General features: G+C 31.2%; 26 protein-coding genes. 24 read left to right on the top strand and 2 right to left on the bottom strand.

The genetic code is table 11. The features are described from left to right. Window positions 1–15: 15 nt before the first annotated feature. Window positions 16–402, bottom strand: coding sequence for a nucleoside triphosphate pyrophosphohydrolase family protein (locus Q0822_RS12370; protein WP_299124069.1), 387 nt, complete (start codon window positions 400–402; stop codon window positions 16–18). Between the two features lie 53 nt (window positions 403–455). On the opposite strand from Q0822_RS12370, the gene Q0822_RS12365 reads away from it, so the two are divergent. The 10 genes from Q0822_RS12365 (at window position 456) to Q0822_RS12320 (ending at window position 9,772) form a co-directional block, all read left to right on the top strand. After that, entirely contained in the window at window positions 456–641 is a 186-nt protein-coding gene (locus Q0822_RS12365; RefSeq protein WP_299124183.1) for a hypothetical protein, read from the top strand. A 152-nt stretch (window positions 642–793) separates the two neighbouring features. After that, on the top strand, window positions 794–1,330 hold the full coding sequence (locus tag Q0822_RS12360; RefSeq protein ID WP_299124066.1) for a hypothetical protein: 537 nt from the start codon (window positions 794–796) through the stop codon (window positions 1,328–1,330). A 33-nt stretch (window positions 1,331–1,363) separates the two neighbouring features. Beyond that, complete coding sequence (locus Q0822_RS12355; RefSeq protein WP_299124065.1) at window positions 1,364–3,193, top strand: sensor histidine kinase; 1,830 nt, start codon at window positions 1,364–1,366, stop codon at window positions 3,191–3,193. After that, complete coding sequence (locus Q0822_RS12350; RefSeq protein WP_299124064.1) at window positions 3,190–3,810, top strand: response regulator transcription factor; 621 nt, start codon at window positions 3,190–3,192, stop codon at window positions 3,808–3,810. The genes Q0822_RS12355 and Q0822_RS12350 overlap by 4 nt, the downstream gene beginning before the upstream one ends. Before the next feature lie 77 nt (window positions 3,811–3,887). After that, window positions 3,888–4,736, top strand: coding sequence for a hypothetical protein (locus tag Q0822_RS12345; protein ID WP_299124063.1), 849 nt, complete (start codon window positions 3,888–3,890; stop codon window positions 4,734–4,736). Between the two features lie 98 nt (window positions 4,737–4,834). Then, the gene (locus Q0822_RS12340) at window positions 4,835–5,512 is read left to right on the top strand and encodes a tail fiber protein (RefSeq protein ID WP_299124061.1); all 678 of its coding nucleotides are present in this window, start codon (window positions 4,835–4,837) and stop codon (window positions 5,510–5,512) included. A gap of 42 nt (window positions 5,513–5,554) precedes the next feature. Further along, window positions 5,555–7,198 carry a C1 family peptidase gene (locus Q0822_RS12335; protein ID WP_299124059.1) on the top strand — a complete coding sequence of 548 codons (1,644 nt, stop codon included), beginning with the start codon at window positions 5,555–5,557 and terminating at the stop codon, window positions 7,196–7,198. A gap of 43 nt (window positions 7,199–7,241) precedes the next feature. Next, window positions 7,242–8,123, top strand: a complete 882-nt coding sequence (locus Q0822_RS12330) for a hypothetical protein (RefSeq protein ID WP_299124056.1) — start codon at window positions 7,242–7,244, stop codon at window positions 8,121–8,123. A gap of 3 nt (window positions 8,124–8,126) precedes the next feature. Continuing rightward, a complete protein-coding gene (locus tag Q0822_RS12325) occupies window positions 8,127–8,915 on the top strand; it encodes a prolipoprotein diacylglyceryl transferase family protein (RefSeq protein WP_299124054.1) in 789 nt (262 codons plus the stop codon). A gap of 62 nt (window positions 8,916–8,977) precedes the next feature. Continuing rightward, the gene (locus tag Q0822_RS12320; protein ID WP_299124052.1) at window positions 8,978–9,772 is read left to right on the top strand and encodes a hypothetical protein; all 795 of its coding nucleotides are present in this window, start codon (window positions 8,978–8,980) and stop codon (window positions 9,770–9,772) included. Between the two features lie 293 nt (window positions 9,773–10,065). On the opposite strand, the gene Q0822_RS12315 is transcribed toward Q0822_RS12320, so the two are convergent. After that, window positions 10,066–10,719 carry a YceI family protein gene (locus Q0822_RS12315; RefSeq protein WP_299124049.1) on the bottom strand — a complete coding sequence of 218 codons (654 nt, stop codon included), beginning with the start codon at window positions 10,717–10,719 and terminating at the stop codon, window positions 10,066–10,068. 147 nt (window positions 10,720–10,866) lie between these two features. Between Q0822_RS12315 and Q0822_RS12310 the strand changes: the two genes are divergently transcribed. The 14 genes from Q0822_RS12310 to Q0822_RS12245 all read left to right on the top strand — a co-directional run bounded on the left by Q0822_RS12310 (window position 10,867) and on the right by Q0822_RS12245 (window position 24,197). Further along, a complete protein-coding gene (locus Q0822_RS12310) occupies window positions 10,867–11,421 on the top strand; it encodes a nucleotide exchange factor GrpE (RefSeq protein ID WP_299124046.1) in 555 nt (184 codons plus the stop codon). A gap of 30 nt (window positions 11,422–11,451) precedes the next feature. Beyond that, entirely contained in the window at window positions 11,452–12,570 is a 1,119-nt protein-coding gene (dnaJ, locus tag Q0822_RS12305; protein ID WP_299124044.1) for a molecular chaperone DnaJ, read from the top strand. A 356-nt stretch (window positions 12,571–12,926) separates the two neighbouring features. Then, complete coding sequence (locus Q0822_RS12300; protein ID WP_299124042.1) at window positions 12,927–13,853, top strand: ATP-binding cassette domain-containing protein; 927 nt, start codon at window positions 12,927–12,929, stop codon at window positions 13,851–13,853. 2 nt (window positions 13,854–13,855) lie between these two features. After that, complete coding sequence (locus tag Q0822_RS12295) at window positions 13,856–15,169, top strand: ABC transporter permease (RefSeq protein ID WP_299124039.1); 1,314 nt, start codon at window positions 13,856–13,858, stop codon at window positions 15,167–15,169. Window positions 15,170–15,172: 3 nt separating this feature from the next. After that, the gene (locus Q0822_RS12290) at window positions 15,173–16,048 is read left to right on the top strand and encodes a mechanosensitive ion channel domain-containing protein (RefSeq protein ID WP_299124037.1); all 876 of its coding nucleotides are present in this window, start codon (window positions 15,173–15,175) and stop codon (window positions 16,046–16,048) included. A 7-nt stretch (window positions 16,049–16,055) separates the two neighbouring features. Further along, window positions 16,056–16,943, top strand: a complete 888-nt coding sequence (locus Q0822_RS12285; RefSeq protein ID WP_299124035.1) for a DUF6268 family outer membrane beta-barrel protein — start codon at window positions 16,056–16,058, stop codon at window positions 16,941–16,943. A gap of 2 nt (window positions 16,944–16,945) precedes the next feature. Continuing rightward, on the top strand, window positions 16,946–18,109 hold the full coding sequence (locus Q0822_RS12280; RefSeq protein ID WP_299124033.1) for a sigma-54 dependent transcriptional regulator: 1,164 nt from the start codon (window positions 16,946–16,948) through the stop codon (window positions 18,107–18,109). 13 nt (window positions 18,110–18,122) lie between these two features. After that, window positions 18,123–19,001 carry a PPK2 family polyphosphate kinase gene (locus Q0822_RS12275; RefSeq protein WP_299124031.1) on the top strand — a complete coding sequence of 293 codons (879 nt, stop codon included), beginning with the start codon at window positions 18,123–18,125 and terminating at the stop codon, window positions 18,999–19,001. Further along, window positions 18,994–19,635: a hypothetical protein gene (locus tag Q0822_RS12270; protein WP_299124029.1), complete on the top strand. Its 642-nt coding sequence runs from the start codon at window positions 18,994–18,996 to the stop codon at window positions 19,633–19,635. Before Q0822_RS12275 ends, Q0822_RS12270 begins: the two co-directional genes overlap by 8 nt. Window positions 19,636–19,639: 4 nt before the next feature. After that, window positions 19,640–21,043 (top strand): M20/M25/M40 family metallo-hydrolase, encoded by a 1,404-nt coding sequence (locus Q0822_RS12265; RefSeq protein ID WP_299124028.1) that lies wholly within the window; start codon window positions 19,640–19,642, stop codon window positions 21,041–21,043. Window positions 21,044–21,050: 7 nt separating this feature from the next. After that, window positions 21,051–21,518, top strand: coding sequence for a type II secretion system protein GspG (locus tag Q0822_RS12260; protein ID WP_299124026.1), 468 nt, complete (start codon window positions 21,051–21,053; stop codon window positions 21,516–21,518). Window positions 21,519–21,529: 11 nt separating this feature from the next. Continuing rightward, window positions 21,530–22,102, top strand: a complete 573-nt coding sequence (locus tag Q0822_RS12255; protein WP_299124023.1) for a hypothetical protein — start codon at window positions 21,530–21,532, stop codon at window positions 22,100–22,102. 87 nt (window positions 22,103–22,189) lie between these two features. Then, window positions 22,190–23,716 carry a carboxypeptidase-like regulatory domain-containing protein gene (locus Q0822_RS12250; protein ID WP_299124021.1) on the top strand — a complete coding sequence of 509 codons (1,527 nt, stop codon included), beginning with the start codon at window positions 22,190–22,192 and terminating at the stop codon, window positions 23,714–23,716. 106 nt (window positions 23,717–23,822) lie between these two features. Next, entirely contained in the window at window positions 23,823–24,197 is a 375-nt protein-coding gene (locus Q0822_RS12245; protein WP_299124019.1) for a glyoxalase superfamily protein, read from the top strand. Window positions 24,198–24,277: the final 80 nt, after the last annotated feature.

Genomic DNA, 24,277 nt, shown 5'->3' with positions numbered 1-24,277 from the left:
TAGTTGAAATGCTAACTATTTGTCTAAAATTTCTTTTATGTGTGGTTTAAAGTAATTAGGTCCTTTTAGTACTTTTCCATCTTCTCTATAAATTGGTTCACCATCTTCGCCTAATTTGCTCATATTACTGCGTTGTATTTCTTCAAAGACTTCTTCTATTTTATGCTGCATACCGTGTTCTATTATTGTTCCGCATAATATGTAAAGCATATCACCCAAAGCATCTGCAACTTCAACTAAATCATTGTCATTAGCGGCCTCTAGGTATTCTTCATTTTCTTCGCGCATTAATTTATAACGAAGCATATTTTTTTCTATGCCTAAGTTGGCTTTTGGTGTTTCACGATGACCTATTTTAAAGGCGGTATGAAATGCTTTTACAGCATTGATTTTATCTTGCATAGTATGTTAGTTTATTAGTCGCTTAATTGCTATTTTTGCATAAAAATAAACTAATGTTTAGTACTGGTCAATTGATTTTTGGAATATTATTTTTTATAGCCTTTGTTATAATTATTTCCTATCAGTACCGTAAAGATCTTCCACTTCACAAAAAACATTATAAAGGTACTATTTGGGTACTTATTGCATTTATAGGTTTTATAGCTATGATTGCTGCGGTTAAATTTATTTTTATATAATCTCTTTTTTTAGGTAGTTTGCCCTACTTTTCCTGTTAATTCCTAATTATTTTATAACTTAATGACTTTAATATACCCCTTATTGGGTATGTTGTGATGTTTTCCTACTTCGCATCTTTGTTTTCGTAACTAACCATTAAAACCCTATACAAATGAAAGCTAAATTTTTTAGACTAGGATTATTAACACTTATGCTTGTTGCATTTTATGGATGTTGTGAGAAATGTGAAAAAGACAAAAAAGATTATGAGATTAAGATTGAAAATTGTGAAGAAAAATTGGAAGCTATTGAAGGCTATCTAGATTTGCCATTTGGATTTGCACAATACATTCCTAATTCATTCGATTTTTGCAATACAGAAGAATCAATTACGCCTAAAAACGATTACAACACTGTAACAGGAATAGCTAATTTTTCAATTCCTATACCAAAAGGATCAAATTTAAAGTTTATAAAAAAAGATAATGATACCTTATATTATGAATGTAATGGTCATGGTAAAATAGAATATAATGACAAAGACTTAATTATTGAAAATAAGACTGTAGCTAACTTGGCCAGAGAAGAAAAATACAGAATTTGGATAGAAGTAACTTTTAAAAATTTTAAAGAAGATACTTGTAATGAATTAATTATTTTTCAAGAAAAAAAGAAAAAGTCAGAAGTTCAAGGACTACCTCTTAATTAATTTATCATCAAGAAGACCGCCTTCCTATTAATAGTGTTATTTGTAGAGTCATTCTGTTTCTCACAGAATGACTCTACATACTATTATTTTGATAGAATAACTCCAAATGAAACAATTATAAATAAAATAAAATCATCATCAACTTTTATCGATAAAGAGTATTATAAGTTAATTTATTATAGTAAATTAAGGGATAAGGATTCTATATCAAAATATATAAAATCTGTTGAGTCTATTAAAAATTTATCGGAAACAAGGTTAGCTAAATTTTCATATTTTAAGGCTTATTATCATAGAATTTCTCAAAATGATTCTCTAAGTTTCATATATCATAATGAAGCATTGAAAATAGGTGAAAAAATTCAAGATACATTAACAATATTAGCCGCTCTCTCTGGTTTATCTCAATCAACTAATTATATTGATAAAAAGCCTTACAGGTTGGATTACATTGAGCAACTTAGAAGTCAAGCTGAAAAATTTAATAATATTAAATTTAAAATTTCTGCATCTTTTCTAAGAGGAAACTATTATCTATTTAGAGATAACGATTCTATGGCTTTAAAAAAATATAAGGAAACATTAAAATTCAGATTTACAAAACGAGATAGCACAATTCTTCTGAGAACACTTTCTAATATTGGTGTTATGTACAGTGAAGACTTAAATATGCCTGATTCTGCTTTATTTTATTATAATAAACGTTATAATATCATTATTAATAACAAAGCCTTTCAAAGTTCAAATAATTACTTCAATTCATTTATCAATTTAGGTACTGCTTATAATTACAAAAGTGAATTAGATAAAGCATTATTTTTTACTTTAAAGGCAGATTCTGTTCCAATAGTAGAAAATATTCTTAGTAGAAAAGCAATAGTAAAACAAAACTTAGCAGACATATATGCTAAACTTGGTAATTATAAAAAAGCATATCATAACTTTAGTGAGTATTATAAATTGTCTGATAGCATAAAATCAGAAAAACATAGAGAAGCAATTGCTAGCTTAGATTTTGAAAAGGTAAGAGCTGAGAAAGCCGAAAGTGATAAAAGAAGTTTTGTAAGTGAATCCAAAAGAAAGCAAAATGAAAACATAGCCATAGGTCTTGGAGGAAGCTTAGCCTTGGGAAGTGTAATAGCATTCTTAATATTCAAAAACACCAAACGTAAACAAAAACTAGCAGAACAAGAAAAAGAAATTGAATCTCAAAAATTAGCAACTGTTTTAAAAGAACAGGAGCTTACAGCTATCGATGCCATGATTGAAGGCCAAGAAAAAGAGCGGCAACGTATTGCTAATGATCTACATGATGATTTAGGTGGACTTATGGCTAATGTTAAACTGCATTTTAATGCTTTAAAAGATAAAGATTCGCCAGAACTTTTTGATAAAACTAATAATTTAATAGAAGAAGCCTACCAAAAAGTACGCAGTGTTGCTCATGCTAAGAATTCTGGTGTGATTGCCAAGCAAGGACTTCTAAAAGCGGTAAGAAACATGGCAGATAAAGTGTCTACTTCTAATAAAATACAAATAGATGTTTTAGACCATGGATTGGACAATCGTTTAGAGAATAGTTTAGAGTTGACATTGTTTAGAGTTATTCAAGAATTAATAACCAATGTCATTAAACATGCTCAAGCTACTGAAACTACTATCCATTTAACCAATCATGAGGATAGTATTAATATTATGGTAGAAGATAATGGTAAGGGATTTAACCCAAGTCAAATCACAAAAATTAATAAGGGTATGGGTATTAGCAGTATTGATAAGCGTGTTGAGCACTTGGATGGTAAACTCACTATTGAGTCTGATAAAAACAAAGGAACTACAGTAATAATAGATATACCATTATGATAAGATTAGCTATAGCAGAAGATCATCAATCTCTTATAGACGGTATTAAATTGCTGTTAGAATATGAAGAAGATATAGAAATTGTTGGTACATCTAATGATGGTGAGGCCCTTTTAAAGCTAGTACGTTTGAAACAACCCAATGTGGTAATTACTGATATTAGAATGCCAAAAATGGATGGTATTACAGCTACAAAGCATATTAAAAAAGAACTTCCACATACCAAAGTATTGGCCTTTACCATGTTTGATCAAAAAGATGCTATACAACAGATGTTAGACGCTGGAGCAAGTGGTTATTTACTTAAAAATTCACCTTTAGAAGATGTATTAAAAGCCATAAGATCAGTTTATAAAGGCAATACTTTTTACGATGCTAATATTGAAGTTAATGCGGAAGATAATAGTAATAAAAAAGCCAAAGGTGTTTTAACCAAGCGACAAACTGAAATCCTGGGACTAATTGCTCAAGGTAAAACCTCTAGAGAAATTGCTGATGAGCTTTTTATTGGTATTCATACGGTAGATACGCATCGCAAAAATATGGCACGTATTCTGGATTTGAAAGGTAAAGGTGAACTAATGCGTTATGCTTTAGAGAAAAAATATAGATTTTAATAAATACCATTTATTGGGTATTTTAAACTTGATTATAATTTTTAAAATTTGAATACTATTAACCATTATACCTAACTATGAAAAAAATATTACTTTCTTTATTCACCATCTCCCTATTGATGTCATGCTCAACAACCAAACTTAATAGCTATGGTACAGTAAACTCTAATGCTTACCAAAAGATTAAGACCCAAGCTGAATTAGCTCATTTAGAAATAACGAAAGCCTCAAGTCCTAGGACAATAGCCATGAGTAGTATAGATATTAGTGGTATTTCTGGCACTGAACTTATTATTGAGCAATTATTAAAGTTGCCCGATTACCTAGGAAAAATTATCAAAGACAGAAAAAAGAAGTTTACGCAAACTTATAAAGCCAAAAACACCTTAGATTTTGAAACCGAAGTAGCTAATAGTAAAAAAAGCTATGATATAAATTTACCAGAGTTAAATTTTAGCAGAAAAATATTCTCAAAATCTATAGAGACGAATGCATTAGAACTATCGCTAACTCCAAAATTAATTGATGAAAAGTCGCTTTTTGTTTTTAAGATTATAGATGTTAATATGACTTATACAAAGTCGAAATCAACTAAAAAGTATCCCTTTGTTAATTTAAATATTGTTATTAAATGTACCTATTACGATAAACAAGATGATAGTAGTTTTGTTGAAAAAACTCATACTGCTAATAGCATCGTAGTACCTTTTAAGAATGGTTTAGATTTCGGATCAGTATATAATGGAATAAATATATACAGTGATCCCTTTAAAGTACAAGGACTAAAAACGATAGAAGTAGAGGTAACAGAAATAAACCCCTATTATTTAAAATTAGAAGAGATGGAAACAAACTTGACAGAAAACAAAGATGATTTGTCAACTATACTGACTAAACTTACTGAATTAATTAAAGCCAAAGAATAAAAATAAAAGATATCATATTTCAAAAATCCCCAGTATTGGGGATTTTTTTGTGCCCTATTGTAGAATACATTTGATTAAAACATTTAACATCAGTAATTATGAAATCTAAGCAAGTTATTATCTCAACATTTTTTTCAACAGTTTGTGTCGTATTCATATTTAGTCTATTTAATTTTTCAGATAACGACTCCACAAAAGCAACTACATTTTCAGAAATGCCAATTGGTTCAATTATTATTTGGGCTGGGGAAGATATACCTGTTGGTTGGGAAATCTGTAGAGGCCAAATTAAAAACAAATTAGGAAACTCAAATCTATATCAAGCCATTGGTGGTTATTGGAATGAAGACAATGGTTTAGGCACTGACTTTTTTCAATTACCAGATCTAAGAGGTGTTTTTCTAAGAGGTGTTAATGGTTCTAGAAACGATATTTATAAAGACGAAAGCAGTAGAACTAGCGTCACAGGAAATTCAATTTTTGATAATACTGTAGGTAGTTTTCAAAGCGATGAATTTCAATCTCATAATCATGGGGGAGGAATTCATAAGCATTCTACAAAAAAACACGCTCATAGTTTAAAAGTATGGGATAGAGACAATATACGTAGAGATAGAGCTTCAGCGGCATATATAGGTACAACTCAAAGAGGAACTGCAAATACCGAATCGGAAACTGTAATTGTTAATAATTCTGAAACCGTAATCAATTATGAAGGTGCAAACGAGACCGTTCCAAAAAATGCCTACATACACTATATCATAAAAGTGTTATAGTCATTTCTAATTTAATATCAATAAATAATAAATCTTACTATTATGAAAACTATATATACATCTATAAGATCTTTAATAATTGCTTCTTTTAGTCTTTTAATATTTGTTAGCTGTTGTCCTGACTGTAAAGATGATGGAGGTGATTCTTCATTAGACTCAGAATACGCTTTTGGTTATAATGGGGAAGATAACCTAAATACAACTCCCACAACTCCTAACTATGGTTTTGGTACAGGTAATTTACCAAATGCTATAGATATTAGTGATAGATTTCCGCCCATAGGAAATCAAGGAAACTATGGAACTTGTGTTGCTTGGGCTGTTGGATATAACCTAAAAACAGCACTAAATGCAATTGACAATAACTTGTCTTCTTCTGAATTAAATCAGGATTTTAATCAGTTTAGTGCTAAAGATTTATTCACAGCTATACCTAATTCTCAAAAGGGCTCTAATTGTGGAGGAACAAATTTTGATTCAGCATTTGATGTTTTACAACAACGTGGTATTGCAACAGAGCAAACGGTTCCTTATTATGCCTTAAATGATTGTTCTCAATCGAACTTACAATCTAGCTGGAATAATGAGGCTAATGATAACAAGATTAAGTATTGGAGGAAAATAGATCCTAGCATAAATACAATAAAGCAAAATATTGCTAATAATATACCTGTAGTATTTGGAGCGAAACTTTCAGATAATTTTGTAAGCTGGAATAGTAGTGCAGTACTATCCTCAAACACATCTTATAATAATGTTGGTCAGCATGCTTATCATGCAATGATAGTTTCTGGATACGACAATTCTAAAGGTGCTAATGGTGCTTTTAAAGTTATAAACTCTTGGGGAACTGGCTGGGGAAATAATGGTTATATATGGATTGATTATAATTTTTTCATTACAGAATTTGTTACAACTCCTGGTAACCAAAAGCCTCTATTTATTGCTGTTAATGAAGACGGAAACATCAATCCACCAGATGATTCTAATACAGGTGAAACTGGAGTGGATTTAGCCTCTTGGGTGTTTGCAGATAACTTTATAGAGGGTAACTATAGAGAATTATATTTTAATATTTATAATATTGGTAACTCTAGTGCTACACCTTCCTCAAACTGGGTAAATGCTTACATTTATTTTAATGCTTACAATGCTAATGATTATGGTATTTTATTTTATGATGAATATAATACCAGTGTAAGCTTAAATAGCTTCGATTGCCCAACAACTGATAACTGTATTTTTAATTACACAATACCAGCTGGTGGCAACTTTGCAGAAACTGTTTTTGGTCAATCTAACATCAATAGACAATATATCATTCCAAATTTAACAGGGTATTATTACCTTCTTTTAATAACAGATGCCAATGATAAGTTTCAAGAAATAGATGAATCCAATAATTTCTTCTATCCTTCTTTAACACCAGTACTTTTTCTTAATGGTCAAGTCTCTAGAGGAGTTGAAAATAATGATTCCACTTTTACTTATGAAAATCCCGAATTAGTTTCTGAAACGAAATTAAAAGAAGGAAAATCCAGCATAATTACAATAGAGGACTTCAATAACGCCTACACACAAGAAGAAATTAAAAATTTACTCAAAGCAGAATTTCATAATGGTGCATTTCAAAATAAATTAAGCTATTATTTAAGAGAAAATAAGACGAAGATTTATGGAAACTAATATTGATTCAAATGCTATACCAATACCTAATTAATATGCAATTATGAAAACTAGACAATACGTTCTAATACTAATCTTTACAATAGCTATGTCTTGTAAATCTAATCAGCCTAAAACCGATAAGTTAAACTCTTTTGAAATACTATCTAATAATGAAGGTCATTTATATATGGAGAATAAAACATTTGACAAAGAACTAGATTTCACAAGCTTTTCTAAAAGAATATTGATTGGTAAAGATTTATATAATACAAGTATAAAATACGATATCACATTTATTAATTGTGTGTTTAACAAAGCTGTTTTAGCTTATAAAAGCACAGATAAAAATTCTCATAATATTGCCAGCTTTTGGGGTCACGTAAATTTTATTGATTGTAAATTTATGGATGTTGTAAACTTCAGAGCAAGTAAATTTTTTGGACAATGTAATTTTACTAAATCAGAATTTTTAGATACTGTAAATTTTGAAGAAAGTTCATTTAGTTTAAACACCTATTTTAATTGGAGCTCTTTTGAAAAAGAAGTACGATTTCAAAATAGCTTTTTTAACCAGAAAGCTAATTTTATGAATACTACATTTTATAATAATGCAAGTTTTCAAAGCAGTATTTTTAATTCAGACGCACAATTTAGTTCAAGTAAATTTCATAAGTATACTGATTTTTCACTCACACAGCACCGAGCGAATACATTTTTTAATTTTTCAGAGTTTTATGATAGATTAGATATCAGTAATTCTGTATTCGCAAATGATATTTCTATGAATAATAGTTCTCATTTAAATACAACGTTCAGCGGAAGTAAGTTTATGGGAAGAACGAATTTTATAGAAATAAAAATTAAGAAAAATCTTGATTTTAAAAGCAGCTTTTTTCTGTTTGAAAAGCCAATGATAGAGGGTTTAATTGTTAAAAACGAATAAATCATGCTACCAGAATTATTTCATTTTGAATTACCAGAATTATTCAATAGTTTATTTTCCATTAAACAAATAACGATTTATAGTTATCCCTTTTGCATTCTTATAGCCTGCATAATAGCTTATCGTTTCTTTATATACGCACAAAACAAGTGTTTTGGTGAAATTCGCTTAAGACTAAATTTTTTATTTCTCTTAATCTTTATGGCTTTTATAGGTGGTAAGTTATTTTTAGTATTTGACAATCCAATGAACTACATGTCAAAAGTTTTTACTTTAGTTTTTTACACCTCAAGCGGATTCGTATTTTATGGATCTTTTATCTCATGTTTAATTTCAATTCTTATTGTGCTTTACAAAAAACAACTACCAATATTTAAATATCTAGATATAATTGCTATAGTTACTACGATATTGCATTGTATTGGCAGGTTGGGATGTTTTTTTGCTGGGTGTTGCTATGGTGTACCTACAGATTCGTTTTTAGGAGTTCATTTTGCAAATAATCATACTACAAAGGTTCATCCAACACAATTGTATGAAGCTCTATTTATAGGTATGCTATTAATATGTCTTTTAAGAACTTTTAAAACAAAAAATAATGGTACTGTTTTTACAATTTACATATTTAGCTATGCTTGTTGGCGCTTTATGTTAGAATATCTAAGAGGTGATCAACGTGGTTATGTGTTTAACGATATGCTATCACAATCTCAATTAATAGCCTTAATACTTATATTATTGTTTGGTACATTTCTTTTTGTAAAAAATTTTATTGTAAAAAGTACCCAATAACAGGTATAGTTTTCCTTTTCTGTAACATATACTTTAGCAGAAGTAATTTAAATCAAATAATCATGAAAATTTTTAACATACTGAGAAAAACTGCTCTTATTGCTTTTATATCTATAATATCTGTGTTTGGCACTTCAACAAGTTTGTCTTGTGAAGTTTTATGTGATGCTTTGGCACTAGCAGATTTAACAATTCCTGTAATAGCAGATGCTTTTGACCAAAATGGAAATCCAATTATAGACCCAAATACAGGACAAAAAATTCAAGCAATTAACGAACTATTTTTTAACCAACGTACTCAAGAATTTTTTAATTCAGAAAATCCACCCAATCAAGGCTTGCTCGTAGGAGATGTAATACAAATGGCAACAAGCGTGTACAATGAGTTTTCTGAAACCGATTGCGAATCTGGTGCACTTGCGTCACCTACTGCTACTGATGCAAAACTAAGCGTATCTGGTTCTCCATACCCAGAACTTAATGGAACTTTTCAACTTAATAGTATGCCTACACCAACTATTAATTACGGTTCTAAGGCATTTACATCAACAATTTTTCAACTTGCAACACCAGGCTACTATGCGGTTAATATGGATGCAAATAAGGGGAGAACAATTCCTGAACATAGTTATGATAATAACTTTTATGTGGGAGATCAAGGCAATTACAGTAGAGGAAATTCTTATTTATTTTATGTTGAGGATAATTTAGATGGTAAAAACATTACAAAACTTAGTAGTTACAAAAGAAATGATTTAGCTCCAAAAACGTTCGAAGAAGTCAAGGCATTAGAGATATACAAATTTTTACATTCTGAGGCTTATAAAGAATGGATTCTTGAAAAATATAAAAGCTGATGTTTTTATAGTCTCACTATTATTACCTGCAGAATTAGCAAAGTAGTGATGGTAAGAATGGCGACAATTGTGCAGAACTATATTGATCTCAAGTAATTTAAATATTTTTATTTTGTGATCTGAATTTTTGATAATACTCAAGAAGCTATATGTTGTTAGGTAATAAAATAATTTTAATGATAAAAAAACCTTGAAGTTTCCTAGAAATATTTAATAGATTCCAAGTCCAAATATCACCAATAAAAAAAGCAGTCATTTAATGACTGCTTTTCAATTATGATGTATTTATATCCTTAAGCTTTATTCGCTACTAAAGTGACTTTTAATTCCATATCATCATTGATGAATTTATCACCTAAATTATCAAAGAAAGATTTAGATCCATATTTAACGTTCCATTTAGAACGGTCAATAGTAAATGTTTCACTTGTTAAAATCATAGAATCTCCCTCCATAGAAGTACTTACAGGAAAACTGATATTATTAGTTGCATCTTTCATAGTTAAGTTTCCTGATAGCATTGTTTTACCATCCAATGTCTCTATTCCTGTAACTTCAAAATCTGCTGTTGGATAAGTTTCTACATCAAAAAAGTCTGCACTTGTTAGATGACCCCTAAGTTTTGCATTGCCTTCTTCTTCGGTAGGAATATCTGTAACAATGATAGAACTCATGTCAATTGCAAATTTTCCACTTTCAATAGCATTGTCATTCACATTTAACATACCTTCTTTAATAGCTATAGTTCCTGTATGAGATCCTGTTGGCTTATAGCCTTTCCACTCAATCATAGACTTTTCTGTGTTAGCGTTGTAAGTTACAGCAGTAGTTTTAGCAACTGCAGCTTCTTCGGCTTCCTTAGTTTCTGCTTCTTTAGCTTTGTCACCACAACTAGTAAATGAAATTAAGGCTACTAATGCAAATGTTTTTAAAAATAATGTTTTCATAGTCAGTGTTTTTGTTTTAAGTCAGCAAAGTTAAGTATAAGTAAACTTATAATATTATAAAAAAATGTTAATGACATTTTGACATTTTAATAATAATGGCAGTACTTTTGCAAACTCTAAATCGAAGATTTAAAAATAGAACTCAAAATGAGTAAAAAAAATAAAAACAATAAGGTTGAAGAACCACAAATGGAAGAAACTTCTACTGCGACTGCTGAAACCGAACAAGATCAGCACGTAGAAACAAAATCCGCTGAAGAACAACTACAAGATCAATTAGCTGCTGAGAAGGATAAATTTATGCGATTGTTCGCCGAATTTGAAAATTACAAAAAGCGAACCACTAAAGAGCGTATAGATTTGTTTAAGACCGCTAGTCAAGATGTAATGGTATCTATGCTACCTGTTTTAGATGATTTTGAACGCGCATTAATGCATATAGAAGAAGACAAAGAAGCAGAACAATTAAGAAAAGGTGTCTTATTAATCTATAATAAGCTAGTAAATACTTTAGAACAAAAAGGGTTGTCTAAAATTGAGGTAAAACAAGGAGATGTTTTTAACGCAGATGATCATGAAGCAGTTACACAGATTCCTGCACCAAGTGACGATCTCAAAGGAAAAATTATTGATATCGTTGAACGAGGTTATAAATTAGGCGATAAAGTGATACGGTTTCCTAAAGTGGTTATTGGACAATAAATAAATCTACCCGATTTCTTGGGCAATATTATGAAAGAAGATTATTACGACATATTAGGAATCAGTAAAAGTGCATCCGAATCTGAGATAAAGAAAGCTTATCGTAAGATGGCATTAAAATATCATCCAGATAAAAATCCTGATAATAAGGAAGCTGAAGAGAAATTTAAAAAAGCTGCAGAAGCATATGAGGTTTTAAGTAACGCTGACAAAAAAGCGCGTTATGACCAATTTGGCCACCAAGCATTTGATGGTAATGGAGGTTTCGGTGGAGGCGGAATGAATATGGATGACATCTTCAGTCAGTTTGGCGATATCTTTGGAGGCGCTTTTGGAGGTGGTGGTGGATTTTCTGGCTTCGGTGGCGGCGGAAGACAACGTGTTGTTAAAGGAAGCAACCTGCGTATACGTGTTAGCTTAACGTTAGATGAGGTTGCTAATGGAGTAGAAAAGAAGATAAAGGTAAAACGGAAAATACAAGCACCAGGAACCACATACAAAACATGTGATACCTGTAAAGGTTCTGGTCAAGTTACAAGAGTTACCAATACTATTTTAGGGAGAATGCAAACTTCTGCACCATGTCAAACTTGTGGTGGAGCAGGTCAGACTATTGATAAGAAACCGTCAGATGCAGACGCACAAGGCTTAAAGGTGGCGGAAGAAACTGTTTCTGTGAAAATACCAGCAGGTGTTGTTGACGGCATGCAACTAAAAGTAACAGGTAAAGGAAACGATGCTCCAGGTAATGGTATTGCCGGAGATTTACTGGTTGTTATATCAGAGGAAGATCATTCTACATTAAAACGAGAAGGTGACAATTTGCATTACGATATGTATGTAAGTTTACCTGATGCTGTTTTGGGAACATCTAAAGAAATAGATACTGTAACTGGTAAAGTAAGAATTAAAATAGAAGCTGGTGTACAATCTGGTAAAATATTAAGATTACGAGGAAAAGGCATTCCCAGTATTAACGGTTATGGCAAGGGAGATTTATTAGTGCATGTTAATGTGTGGACACCAAAAACATTAAGTAAAAAGCAAAAAGATTTTTTTGAAAGCATGAAAGAAGATGAGCATTTTGAGCCTAAGCCAGAGAGTTCAGACAAATCTTTTTTCGAAAAGGTTAAAGATATGTTTTCATAAAAAGCCTATAATTAATAAAAAATATTATCTTTGAGTTATCGCTAATGCTAATTAGCGGTAATTTTTCTTTTTCATAGCAATTTTTTCCCATCCTTATCTAACCATAAGGGTGGGTTTTGTTTTTTATATAGAACTACTTCAGGGTGTTTTTAGAATCCATACTTCTTTCTTAAAAAATGATTCTGTTTTTATTAGATTACAGTGTGTTATTAGTTTTTATTTCAGCTGAGTATTGACTTTTCAATCGAGATAAAGAAATATTCAAAAATTATACAATTAGTAGAGCATTATTATTCAATAATCTATAACATTTAATATATTTACATACTAACCATACCTTAAAAAACGAGACATATATGAATGACCTCTTAGTTGCTAATTCCGTTTCAAAAAATTTCGGAAATTTTAGGGCACTAAATAAAGTATCTATTGCTGTACCTCATGGTAGTATCTTTGGTTTACTTGGACCGAATGGAGCAGGAAAGACTACATTAATCCGCATCATTAATCAGATTACAATGCCAGATGAAGGTTCTGTATTATTGGATGGTGAAAATTTGAAACCAATACATATCAGAGACATAGGTTATTTGCCAGAAGAGCGAGGCTTATATAAGTCAATGAAAGTTGGTGAACAATGTTTGTATTTGGCACAATTAAAGGGGCTCAGTAAGTCTGAAGCAAAAAACAGATTGAAGTATTGGTTCGATAAGTTAGAGATTGGGGATTGGTGGAATAAAAAAATACAAGAACTAAGTAAGGGGCAGGCGCAAAAAATTCAATTCGTGGTTACCGTACTTCACAAACCAAAACTTTTAATTTTTGATGAGCCTTTTTCTGGTTTTGATCCTATAAACGCTAATTTAATTAAAGACGAAATTTTACAGTTAAGAGAAGAAGGTGCTACTGTAATTTTTTCTACGCATCGAATGGAATCAGTTGAAGAATTATGTGATCATATTGCGTTGATTCATAAATCCAATAAGATTTTAGATGGAAAACTAACCGACATCAAACGGCAATTTAAAACCAACACTTTTGAAGTTGGGTTACAATCCTTAAATAAAGAGAAGGTGCTTTCTGAAATTCAAAATACATTTGAAGTACTTCCAGCTACCTTCAAAAATTTAAATGACGATATTAAGTTGAATGTGAAGATAAATGAAAACACATCTTCAAATGATCTACTATCTTTTTTAACATCAAAAGCAGAAGTACATCATTTTGTAGAAGTGATTCCTTCCGCTAGCGATATTTTTATTCAAACTGTAAAAAATAACTAAGAATGAATCATTTACCACTCATTATAAAGCGAGAATATTTAACAAAAGTTAAGAACAAGTCATTTATAGTAATGACATTTTTGAGTCCGTTAATAATGATAGCTTTAATAGCTGTTGTTGCTTATTTATCACAGTTGAATAATGATAAGATGCGTACTATCTCTATATTAGATGAAACAGGTTATTTAGATGATGTTTTTCAGAATACTGAGAATACAACTTATACAAGTTTAAATGGATTAAACTTTGAAGATGCTCTTACTTTAGTTAAAGAAAAAGAAGATTATGGATTGTTGCATATAGCTGCTGTAGATTCTCTAAGTGTTTTTGGTGATAATGTTAAGTTTTATTCTGAAGAATCTCCGTCCACATCCATTATGTTAGGACTGGAGCGGAGAATTGAAAAACGTTTAAGAGATAAGAAACTTCAGGACAATGGTGTAACATCCGAACAAATTGAAGCTGCAAAAACCAGTATTGATATCATACAAGAAAGTTTTGATGGCGAAAAAAGCTCTAAAGTAGATAATGTAGTAAAATTGATTTTTGGAGGTATTGCAGGCTATTTATTATTCATGTTTATCATCATCTACGGAAATATGATAATGCGAAGTATTATTGAGGAAAAGACAAGCAGAATTATTGAAATCATTATTTCATCGGTCAAACCAATTCAGCTTATGATGGGTAAAATTATAGGAACATCTTTAGCTGGTGTGACTCAGTTTGCTATTTGGGTGATTTTGGGAGGTGTTCTTATGACTGTTGTTTCTGTGATTTTGGGTATTGATATGACACAAGCATCAGCACCACAACAAGAATTAATGGACCAAGCAATGCAAGCAGAAGGATTTCAAGGAATGATGGAAGACGGATTTACAGCAGTTAGTAATCTACCATTGACTAATCTAGTAATTGCCTTTATATTTTTCTTTGTTGGTGGTTACTTATTATATAGTTCTTTGTATGCGGCAATTGGTGCTGCAGTTGACAATGAAACGGATACTCAACAATTTATGTTGCCGATTTTAATGCCTTTAATTTTGGCAGTTTACGTTGGTGTGTTTACTGTGATAGATGATCCTCATGGTACTGTTTCTACAGTGTTTTCTTTTATTCCATTTACCTCACCTGTAGTAATGCTGATGCGAATTCCATTTGGCGTTCCACCTTGGCAACAAGTAATCTCTTTATTGCTTTTAATCGGAACATTTATGTTTACAGTTTGGTTTGCTGCAAAGATTTACCGTGTTGGTATTTTAATGTATGGTAAAAAACCTACCTACAAAGAATTATTTAAATGGTTGAAATATTAGTAAATGACTCAAGACTTAAGTAAAATAGAAGAAACAATTACAGAGAGTTCTGCATGGGAAAATATTAAGGCTTTTTTAGGAATGCATTTAGATATTGATAAAGATATCAGTATTTCAATTTTCGATTTACTAGTTGTTATTACTGCGATTTTCATTACCACTATAGTACTGAGAATAATACTAAGACTTATAACAAAAAAGCTTCCAGAGGGAGACAAAGGTAAGTTCAATGTTGTTTATGGCTATTTTAGATGGCTTATATATATTATAATTTTACTTATTACACTGCATTCGGTTGGTGTCAATGTTACGGCTATTTTTGCAGCTTCTGCAGCTTTGCTTATTGGTGTTGGTTTAGCATTACAAACCTTATTTCAAGATATTATATCTGGAGTATTTATTTTAATTGATCAATCAGTACATGTCGGTGATATTATTGAACTCGAAGGTAAAGTCGGTAGAGTCGAAGAAATTAAATTAAGAACGACAAGAGCTGTAACTATCGATAACAAAGTTTTAGTGATTCCAAATCATTTATACTTAACTAACTCGTTGTATAATTGGACGCAAAATGGAACGCTAACTAGAGAGAGCGTCTCGGTTGGCGTGGCATATGGTAGTGATGTAGAATTAGTGAGAAAATTATTGCTACAAGCAGCTAGTACTCACGAAGCAGTTATAAGTATTCCAGAGCCAACAGTAGTATTTACAGACTTTGGCGATAGTAGCTTAAATTTTAGAATTGTATTCACGCTTGCAGACAGCTTTAAAGCACAATTTCCAAAGAGTGATATCCGTTTTGAAATTGATAAATTGTTTAGAGAAAACAATATTACTATTCCGTTTCCACAACGCGATATTCACATTATTCAAAAATAAGAACAGTATGATTCTACGCTTTTCAAAATGTTGCATAATATCAATAGTATCTATTTTTTGTGCACAGTTTGTACAAGCTCAGCTTACCGATCTAGCCAGATTAGAGTATTCTTTTATTCCAAAAAGTAACTCTGAAGATCAATATACACGATTGCGGTTATCATTGAATTATCCTATAGAAACCAAAGAGAATTGCTATTTAATTATAGGTGCAGAGTATAATCGCGTTATTCTTAATTTAGAAGACAACTACCCATTTGACACCTCACTTGTAGAAACTATTAATATAATTGACTTTAATGTAGGCTATACGTTTAAAACAAGTGAAAAGTGGAGGTTAGGTTTTAGGTTTAATCCAAGAATTGCGTCAACGCTGACCAAAAGAATTTCTGGTGACGATTTCTTTTTCAATGGTGGAGCATTTGCCATCAATGATAGAACAAAAGACGAAAGTCTCAAACGTCCTTATAGATTGATACTTGGTTTAACCTATAACGCCACTACTGGTATACCGTTTCCTTTACCTTTCATAAGTTATTACAGAAAACCAAGTGATAAATGGTCCTTTTCTGTAGGTGTTCCAAAATCTAACATTAAACGTTTTTTTGATGAGAAAAATACCGTTCAAGCTTTTGTTAGTTTAGATGGTTATTTTGCACATTTACAAGAGCCATCTGTAGTAAATGGCAAGCAAGTTGATAATATATCTTTATCAGTTATTGTAGGTGGTGCAGGATATGAATATTTATTTACAAAGCATTTAATTGCTTATGCTTACACAGGCTACACATTTAGATTAAACAACGTGCTTCGAGATAATAATAGAGAAGTGGTATTTGAACTAGATGACTTAAATGCCTTTTATTTAAGAACAGGAATAAAATTTAAAATATAATTATGTCGAAAATATTAATAATAGAGGACGAAGCTGCAATCCGTAGAGTATTGGTAAAAATTCTTTCTGAAGAAAATGATACCTACCAAGTCGAAGAAGCTGAAGATGGATTAGTTGGTATCGAAAAAATCAAAAAGGAAGATTTTGATTTAGTACTATGTGACATTAAAATGCCAAAGATGGACGGTGTTGAAGTACTTGAAGCTGTAAAAAAGATAAAACCAGAAATACCAATGGTCATGATTTCTGGTCATGGGGATTTAGATACTGCGGTAAATACAATGCGTTTAGGTGCATTCGATTACATTTCTAAACCACCTGATTTAAATAGACTACTAAATACAGTCCGCATTGCTCTAGATCGCAAAGAACTCGTAGTAGAAAATAAAATGCTTAAAAAGAAAGTAAGCAAAAACTACGAAATGATAGGTGAGAGTAAGGCCATTTCTCGTATTAAAGACATGATTGATAAAGTTGCACCAACAGATGCAAGAGTATTGATAACAGGTCCTAACGGAACAGGAAAAGAACTTGTTGCTCATTGGTTACATCAGAAAAGTGAACGCTCTAAAGGTCCAATGATTGAGGTTAACTGCGCAGCAATTCCAAGTGAATTAATTGAAAGCGAATTATTTGGTCATGTTAAAGGTGCATTTACATCTGCAAACAAGGATAGAGCAGGTAAATTTGAAGCAGCTAATGGTGGAACCATTTTTTTAGATGAAATAGGTGATATGAGTTTATCTGCACAAGCCAAAGTTTTACGTGCTTTACAAGAGAGTCGAATTCAACGTGTAGGTAGTGATAAAGATATTAAAGTGAACGTTAGAGTTGTGGCTGCTACAAATAAAAACTTAAAAAAAGAAATTGAAGAGGGTAAGTTTAGAGAAGACTTATACCATAGGTTGGCAGTAATTTTAATAGAAGTTCCTGCACTTAATGACAGAAGAGAAGACATACCATTACTCATAGAATATTTTGCAAATAAAATATCTAATGAGCAAGGTACAGCTAAAAAAGTATTTGCTGATAAGGCTGTAAAACTGCTTCAGAATTATGATTGGACAGGAAATATTCGAGAATTGCGAAATGTTGTCGAACGTTTAATTATATTAGGTGGAAGTGAAGTAAGCGAAAGTGATGTCAAAGCTTTTGCTTCAAAATAAAATATAAAGAATTATGCAAAAAATTAACATAAACGACTTTAAAGTCTCATCGCAAGTGGATATAAAAAACCTTCCAACATTTGTCGATTTAAATGCAGATAAAAAACAAGTAGAAAAAGCACTTAGAACTGTTAGTAAAGATTTAGCAGATATTCAAAACACTATGTATGCACATGGCAAATATGCCGTATTGATGTGTATTCAAGGCATGGATACAGCTGGTAAAGACAGTTTAATAAGAGAAGTTTTTAAAGAGTTTAATGTTAGAGGAATAGAAGCACATAGTTTTAAAAAGCCAACAGATATAGAATTAAAGCACGACTATCTATGGAGGCATTATATTGCACTACCAGCAAGAGGAAAATTTGGTATTTTTAACAGAACCCATTATGAAAATGTGTTGGTAACACGTGTACATCCTAACTATTTGATGTATGAAAATATGCCAGATATAAACAGTGTTGATGATGTTACTGAAAAATTTTGGGAGCGACGATTTGAAGAAATCAATAATTTTGAAAAGCATATTGCAGACAATGGAACTATAGTTTTTAAATTCTTTTTGAATATTTCAAAAGATGAACAAAAAAATAGATTGTTGAGACGATTGAACAAGCCTAATAAACATTGGAAATTTTCACCTGACGATTTGGATGAGCGCATGCTATGGGATAAGTACCAAACATGCTATGAAGATGCTATAAACAGAACATCTAAACCTCATGCACCTTGGTTTAATATTCCAGCTGATGATAAACCCACTGCAAGGTATCTAGTAGCTAAAATTCTTTATGATACACTAAAAACATATTCAGATATAAAAGAGCCAGAATTACCGGCAAAAGAAAAAGCTAATATTGGCATGTACAAGCAACAACTAGAGAATGAATAAAAAGTTTAGATTTTTTTATAAAAGCATATTAGTTGTTCTTCTAGTACTGACTTATAATGTAGAAGCTCAAACAGATAATAAGGCTATTAAAACAGATTTCGCTGTCTATTTAGAAGCTATTAAAAGTAAAGATTTTGAAACTTCATTAGATTACTTGGTAGAGGAGGTTTTTGATATTATACCTCGAGAAACTATGCTTGTAGTAATGGATCAAACTTTTAATACCGAAGGTATAGAGTTTACTTTTGGTGATTTTAATATTGATACTATTCAAAAACCAATAAAAATAGATAGTACGTCTTATGTGATTCTTAACTACACAAGTAATATGTCTATCCGCTTTGTATCTGCAGAAGATGAGGAGGCTGATGATGAAGAGGAGGCTACTGAAGAAGATGAAAAAATGATGCGTATGATGACACAAGCTGCATTAGAGCAACAGTTTGGTAAAGAAAATGTGAGCTATAATCGCTCTACCAATTTTTTTGATATTACGGCAGTAAAAAAGGCAGTTGCAGTAAAAAAAGATGGAAACAAACAATGGAAATTTCTAGTTGTAGAAAAAGGTAAGCCGTTTTTGTTAAAAGCTATTTTACCTAATTCAATTTTAGAAGAAGTTTTAACCGAAGATTAATATTATGAAGACTAAATTAATAGTTTTATGGATGTGCTTTTGTGTTACAATTGGATTTACACAAACCGATGATGAAGTACTAAAAGCCATATACAGTACGTCGCTTACTAATGGTAAAAGTTATGAGTGGTTAGATTATTTATCTAATAATATTGGCGGACGATTATCTGGTTCTACTAATGCAGAACTAGCAGTGCAATATACTAAAGCCGAACTCGAAAAATTAGGTTTAGATAAAGTATGGCTTCAACCTGTTATGGTTCCAAAATGGGTAAGAGGAGAAAAAGAAATGGCATATTTTGAAACGTCTGGAGATATGAAAAGAGTCAATATTTGTGCTTTAGGAGGTTCAATTGCAACACCAAATGGTGGTGTAAAAGCACAGGTTGTGGAAGTTGCATCATACGAAGATTTAGAGGCCTTAGGTGAGGAAAAAATAAAAGGTAAAATTGTGTTTATTAATAGAGCTTTGCAACCAGATCTAATTAATACTTTTGAAGCTTATGGAGGTTGTTCTTCAGAACGTTATAGAGGTGCTGCAGAAGCAGCCAAATATGGTGCAGTTGGTACTATAGTTCGCTCATTAAGTTCTCGACAAGATGATTATCCTCATACAGGTAGTATGAGTTATGGTGATTTACCAGTTGAGCAACGTATTCCATCTGCTGCTATTAGTACTAATGATGCCGTAAAATTAAGTGAAGCCTTAAAAAAAGATAAAAATTTAGAGTTTTTCTTAGAGATGAGCTGTCAACAATTTGATGATGTAGAATCTTATAATGTCATAGGCGAAATTACTGGTAGCGAATTTCCAAATGAATACATGATTGTTGGTGGCCACTTGGATTCTTGGGATTTAGGTGATGGTGCACATGATGATGGGGCAGGAGTAGTACAGTCTATGGATGTTTTACGTTTACTAAAAGAAAGTGGAATACAGCCAAAACGAAGTATCCGTGTGGTGCTGTTTATGAATGAAGAAAATGGACTCAGAGGAGGACGTAAATATGCTGAAGTTGCTGAAGAAAAAAATGAGAAGCATGTATTTGCTTTAGAAAGTGATTCAGGTGGGTTTACACCAAGAGGTTTCAGTTTTGATTGTAGTGAAAAAATGTTAACTAAAATACAGTCGTGGAAACCACTGTTTAAGCCCTATTTTATTCATTTTTTCGAAAAAGGTTATAGTGGTGCAGATATTAGACCGCTTAAAAATGATGATATCGTACTAGCTGGATTGCGACCAGATTCTCAACGCTATTTTGATCATCATCATGCTGCAAACGATACTTTTGAGCATGTAAATAAGCGCGAGTTAGAATTAGGTGCTGCAACAATGACAAGCTTGGTATTCTTAATGGATAAATATGGTTATCCAAGCATTAAAAGCATTAAAGAAATAAAGGATTGATTAAATAATGAGTAGCTTTTTTGCCGAAATAGTTGCTGAGCTTTTAGGATGGTATCTCGATATAAAATTTTGGTTTAAGAAACGAAAACGAAGAAAATTTGAAAAAGAGAATAACTTGCCTAAGCGACTAATGATTTATCCTTCGGATAAAATTTATATTGCACTTGTAGGTATTTGTTCAATTTCAATATTTATGTATATCCTTTTTATCTATCCAGATGTGAAAGAAAAAAGAACAAGAGAAAAGTTAGCTGAAATTGTACAAATTTTAGAAAAAGAGAAACAGGTTTTAGGAGTTTATCCTAACGAACTAAATGCTATTATTAGAAATAACCCTTTGAGACAAGGTTTAACTGAGGATTACTGGAATAATAAAATTTATTATAAACTCACCAATGAAGGCAGTTATATGTTATTTTCTTTAGGAAAAGATGGAACTCCAAATACCGATGACGATATCGTGTTAGAAAATTAAAAATTTTTAAAATGAAAAAAGGACTGCTTATTATTGTTGTGTTAATTGCTTCTTTTTCTTTTGCACAAGAAGCTAAAGAAGAAAAATTACCATACTATGAATTACCAGATTATCCTGAAGAATTTACTGTGGGAACAATGGCTGCTCGTATGGTAGATGCATTAGGATTTCGCTATTATTGGGCTTCAGATAGTTTAACGGAAAAAGATTTAACCTATCGTGCTAATGAAGATGGTAGGTCTGCCAAAGAAACCATCAAACATATTTACGACCTGTCTAAAATTATAGTTAATTCTACATTAAAGGAACCAAACTCTAGAGATATCGAAGAGCTCTCTTATGAAGAGATGCGAACAAAAACTTTAAACAATCTAAAAACAGCCGCAGATATCTTAAGAAAAAGTGATGATATTTCCCAATATAAAATCATTTTCGGCGAACAGGAAATTCCGTTTTGGAATCAAGTTAATGGGCCAATTGCAGATGCAATTTGGCATTGTGGACAACTGGTGATTTATAGACGTACTACAGGTAATCCTATCAACCCAAAAGTGAATCATTTTTCAGGAAAGGTTCGTGAATAAAAAATATATATAAAGCATTCTTTATAGCAACTCTATATAAAAATTGTAAGTTAATTTTATGTTCGACTAAAAACCAAAACTATCTCTATGCGCTCTTTCTACCTAACTATAGTTTTTGTGTTTTCTTTTGCGCTTGCTTCTTTAGCTCAACAAAAACAACAGTTACTATTTAGAGTTCTAGATGGAGAAACTAAAGAGCCAGTTCCTTATACAACAATTAGGTTTGCGAATAGTAGAAATGGAACAGTAGCAAATGTTCTAGGAGATTTTAGAATACCAATTCGTTACAAGAAAGAAAACAATATCCTTATTATAAGTTGTATTGGGTATAGTACAAAACGAGTTGTCCTTAGTGCATTAACTGAAAAGCCTTATCACACAATATATCTAACTCCTAAAACAGAACAGCTTAGCGAAGTCATTTTAAATACAAAAAAGAAAAAGAGATTATCTGCAAGGCAAATTGTAGAAAAAGCAATTGAGAATATTGAAGATAATTTTCCCATTGAACCCTTCTCATATATTGCCTATTATAGAGACTACCAATTCGTGGATGAAAAATATATTAATTTAAATGAAGGTATCGCAGAAGTTTTTGATCAAGGTTTTTTAACACACAAAATTAGCGACCCTTTAAATGCCACTGCATTATATAGTTATGACTTAAATACTGAATTTACTAGGGACACGTTAATAAGTAATTCTGTATATAATGATACGAAACAGATTAGAGACGGGAAAATGGGTAGTAGCATAGGTAACGAGTTAACACTATTAGATATTCATGATCCTATAAGAAATTACAAGAGTGGTAGCTTTTCATTTGTATATATTTTTGAAAAAGACTTTGTCAAAAATCATAAATTTTATAAAAAAGGTACTATTTTTTTAGATGACGAAGAGCTATATAAAATTGAGTTTTCAGCTAAGACAGATATAACGGGGTATACTTACAGAGCAAATGGATTTATCTATATATCTAAAGAAGATTTTTCAATACATAGGTTTGATTATAAATTATACTCTAATAGTCTAAAGAAGTTAGTCTTCACTGTAGATTTAGAATACAAACGCCAAGAGAATGATAAGATGCATCTCAACTATATAACTTTTAATAACAACTTTTTTTTAACACCAGAAGGTGCTTTAAAAATAGAAAACTGGGACTATATCAAAGAAAATGAAATATTTATTATAGAATTTAACAGGGAGTTAGATACCACTTTAGAACCACGAACAAATGATGTCAAAATCTTTTTTAGAGATAAGAAATTAGGAGTTAAAGAAATATATTTTTCGTCGGCCAAAACGATTACGGTAAAACTGAAAAAGGAGTCTTCAGTTTTTTTAAATCAACAAAGTTTAAAGGAAAGGGCATTATTTACTCTAAAGCTTAAAAATTTTATAGATATTCAGGGTTTTGAGATGGGAAAATCTAAAGTTGAAGGCTATCAATTTAGAGAATTATTTGTTCAACGTGTATTTTTGAATAAGATATCTAATCCTAATCTACATTACGTAAAGAAAGGTAAGCCATTAAGAGAAGCATTTATAAATGATTTTGACACCGAAGATTATTGGCTTAATTCACCATTAAAAACTGCTGATAACTGAATAAATTTTACTTTAAGTCAGCTGAAAAAACACAAATCATCACTTAAATTAGAAATGAGTATAGTGTTATTAAATTATTACATTTATAAAGTCGAAATTAAAAATTATGTCTGGATATCTTAAAAAAATTCATCCTGTCTTACCAGTTAAGGATGTTACGAAAGCCGTTGAGTATTATGTTCAAAAATTGGGCTTTAAACTTGCTTTTACAGATACCACGGAAGCACATGGCTATGCAGGAGTTTCTCGTGACGGAATAGAAATTCATCTGCAATGGCATGATGAAGTAGAATGGGTGAAGGGAATAGATAGACCTATGTTACGTATCTATGTAGATGATATTGAAGACTTATTTAATGATTATAAAACTCAAGATGTTTTTCATCATGGCACATCGTTAAAAGAGACATCATGGGGAACTAAAGAGTTTGCTTTCTATGATTTGAATATGAATGGTTTAACATTTTATAGAGATATATGAAATTTATTCATCCTCATCCTCATCTTCGCGCTTCATTTTAATATATCTGGATACTAACCTTACTCCCAATCTTGCAAAAA

The sequence above is a fragment of the uncultured Winogradskyella sp. genome (assembly GCF_947496485.1).
In the GTDB taxonomy this organism is placed as follows: domain Bacteria; phylum Bacteroidota; class Bacteroidia; order Flavobacteriales; family Flavobacteriaceae; genus Winogradskyella.
The sequence above is the reverse complement of the archived record's forward strand: the minus strand, read 5'-3'. Positions and strand labels throughout refer to the sequence as shown.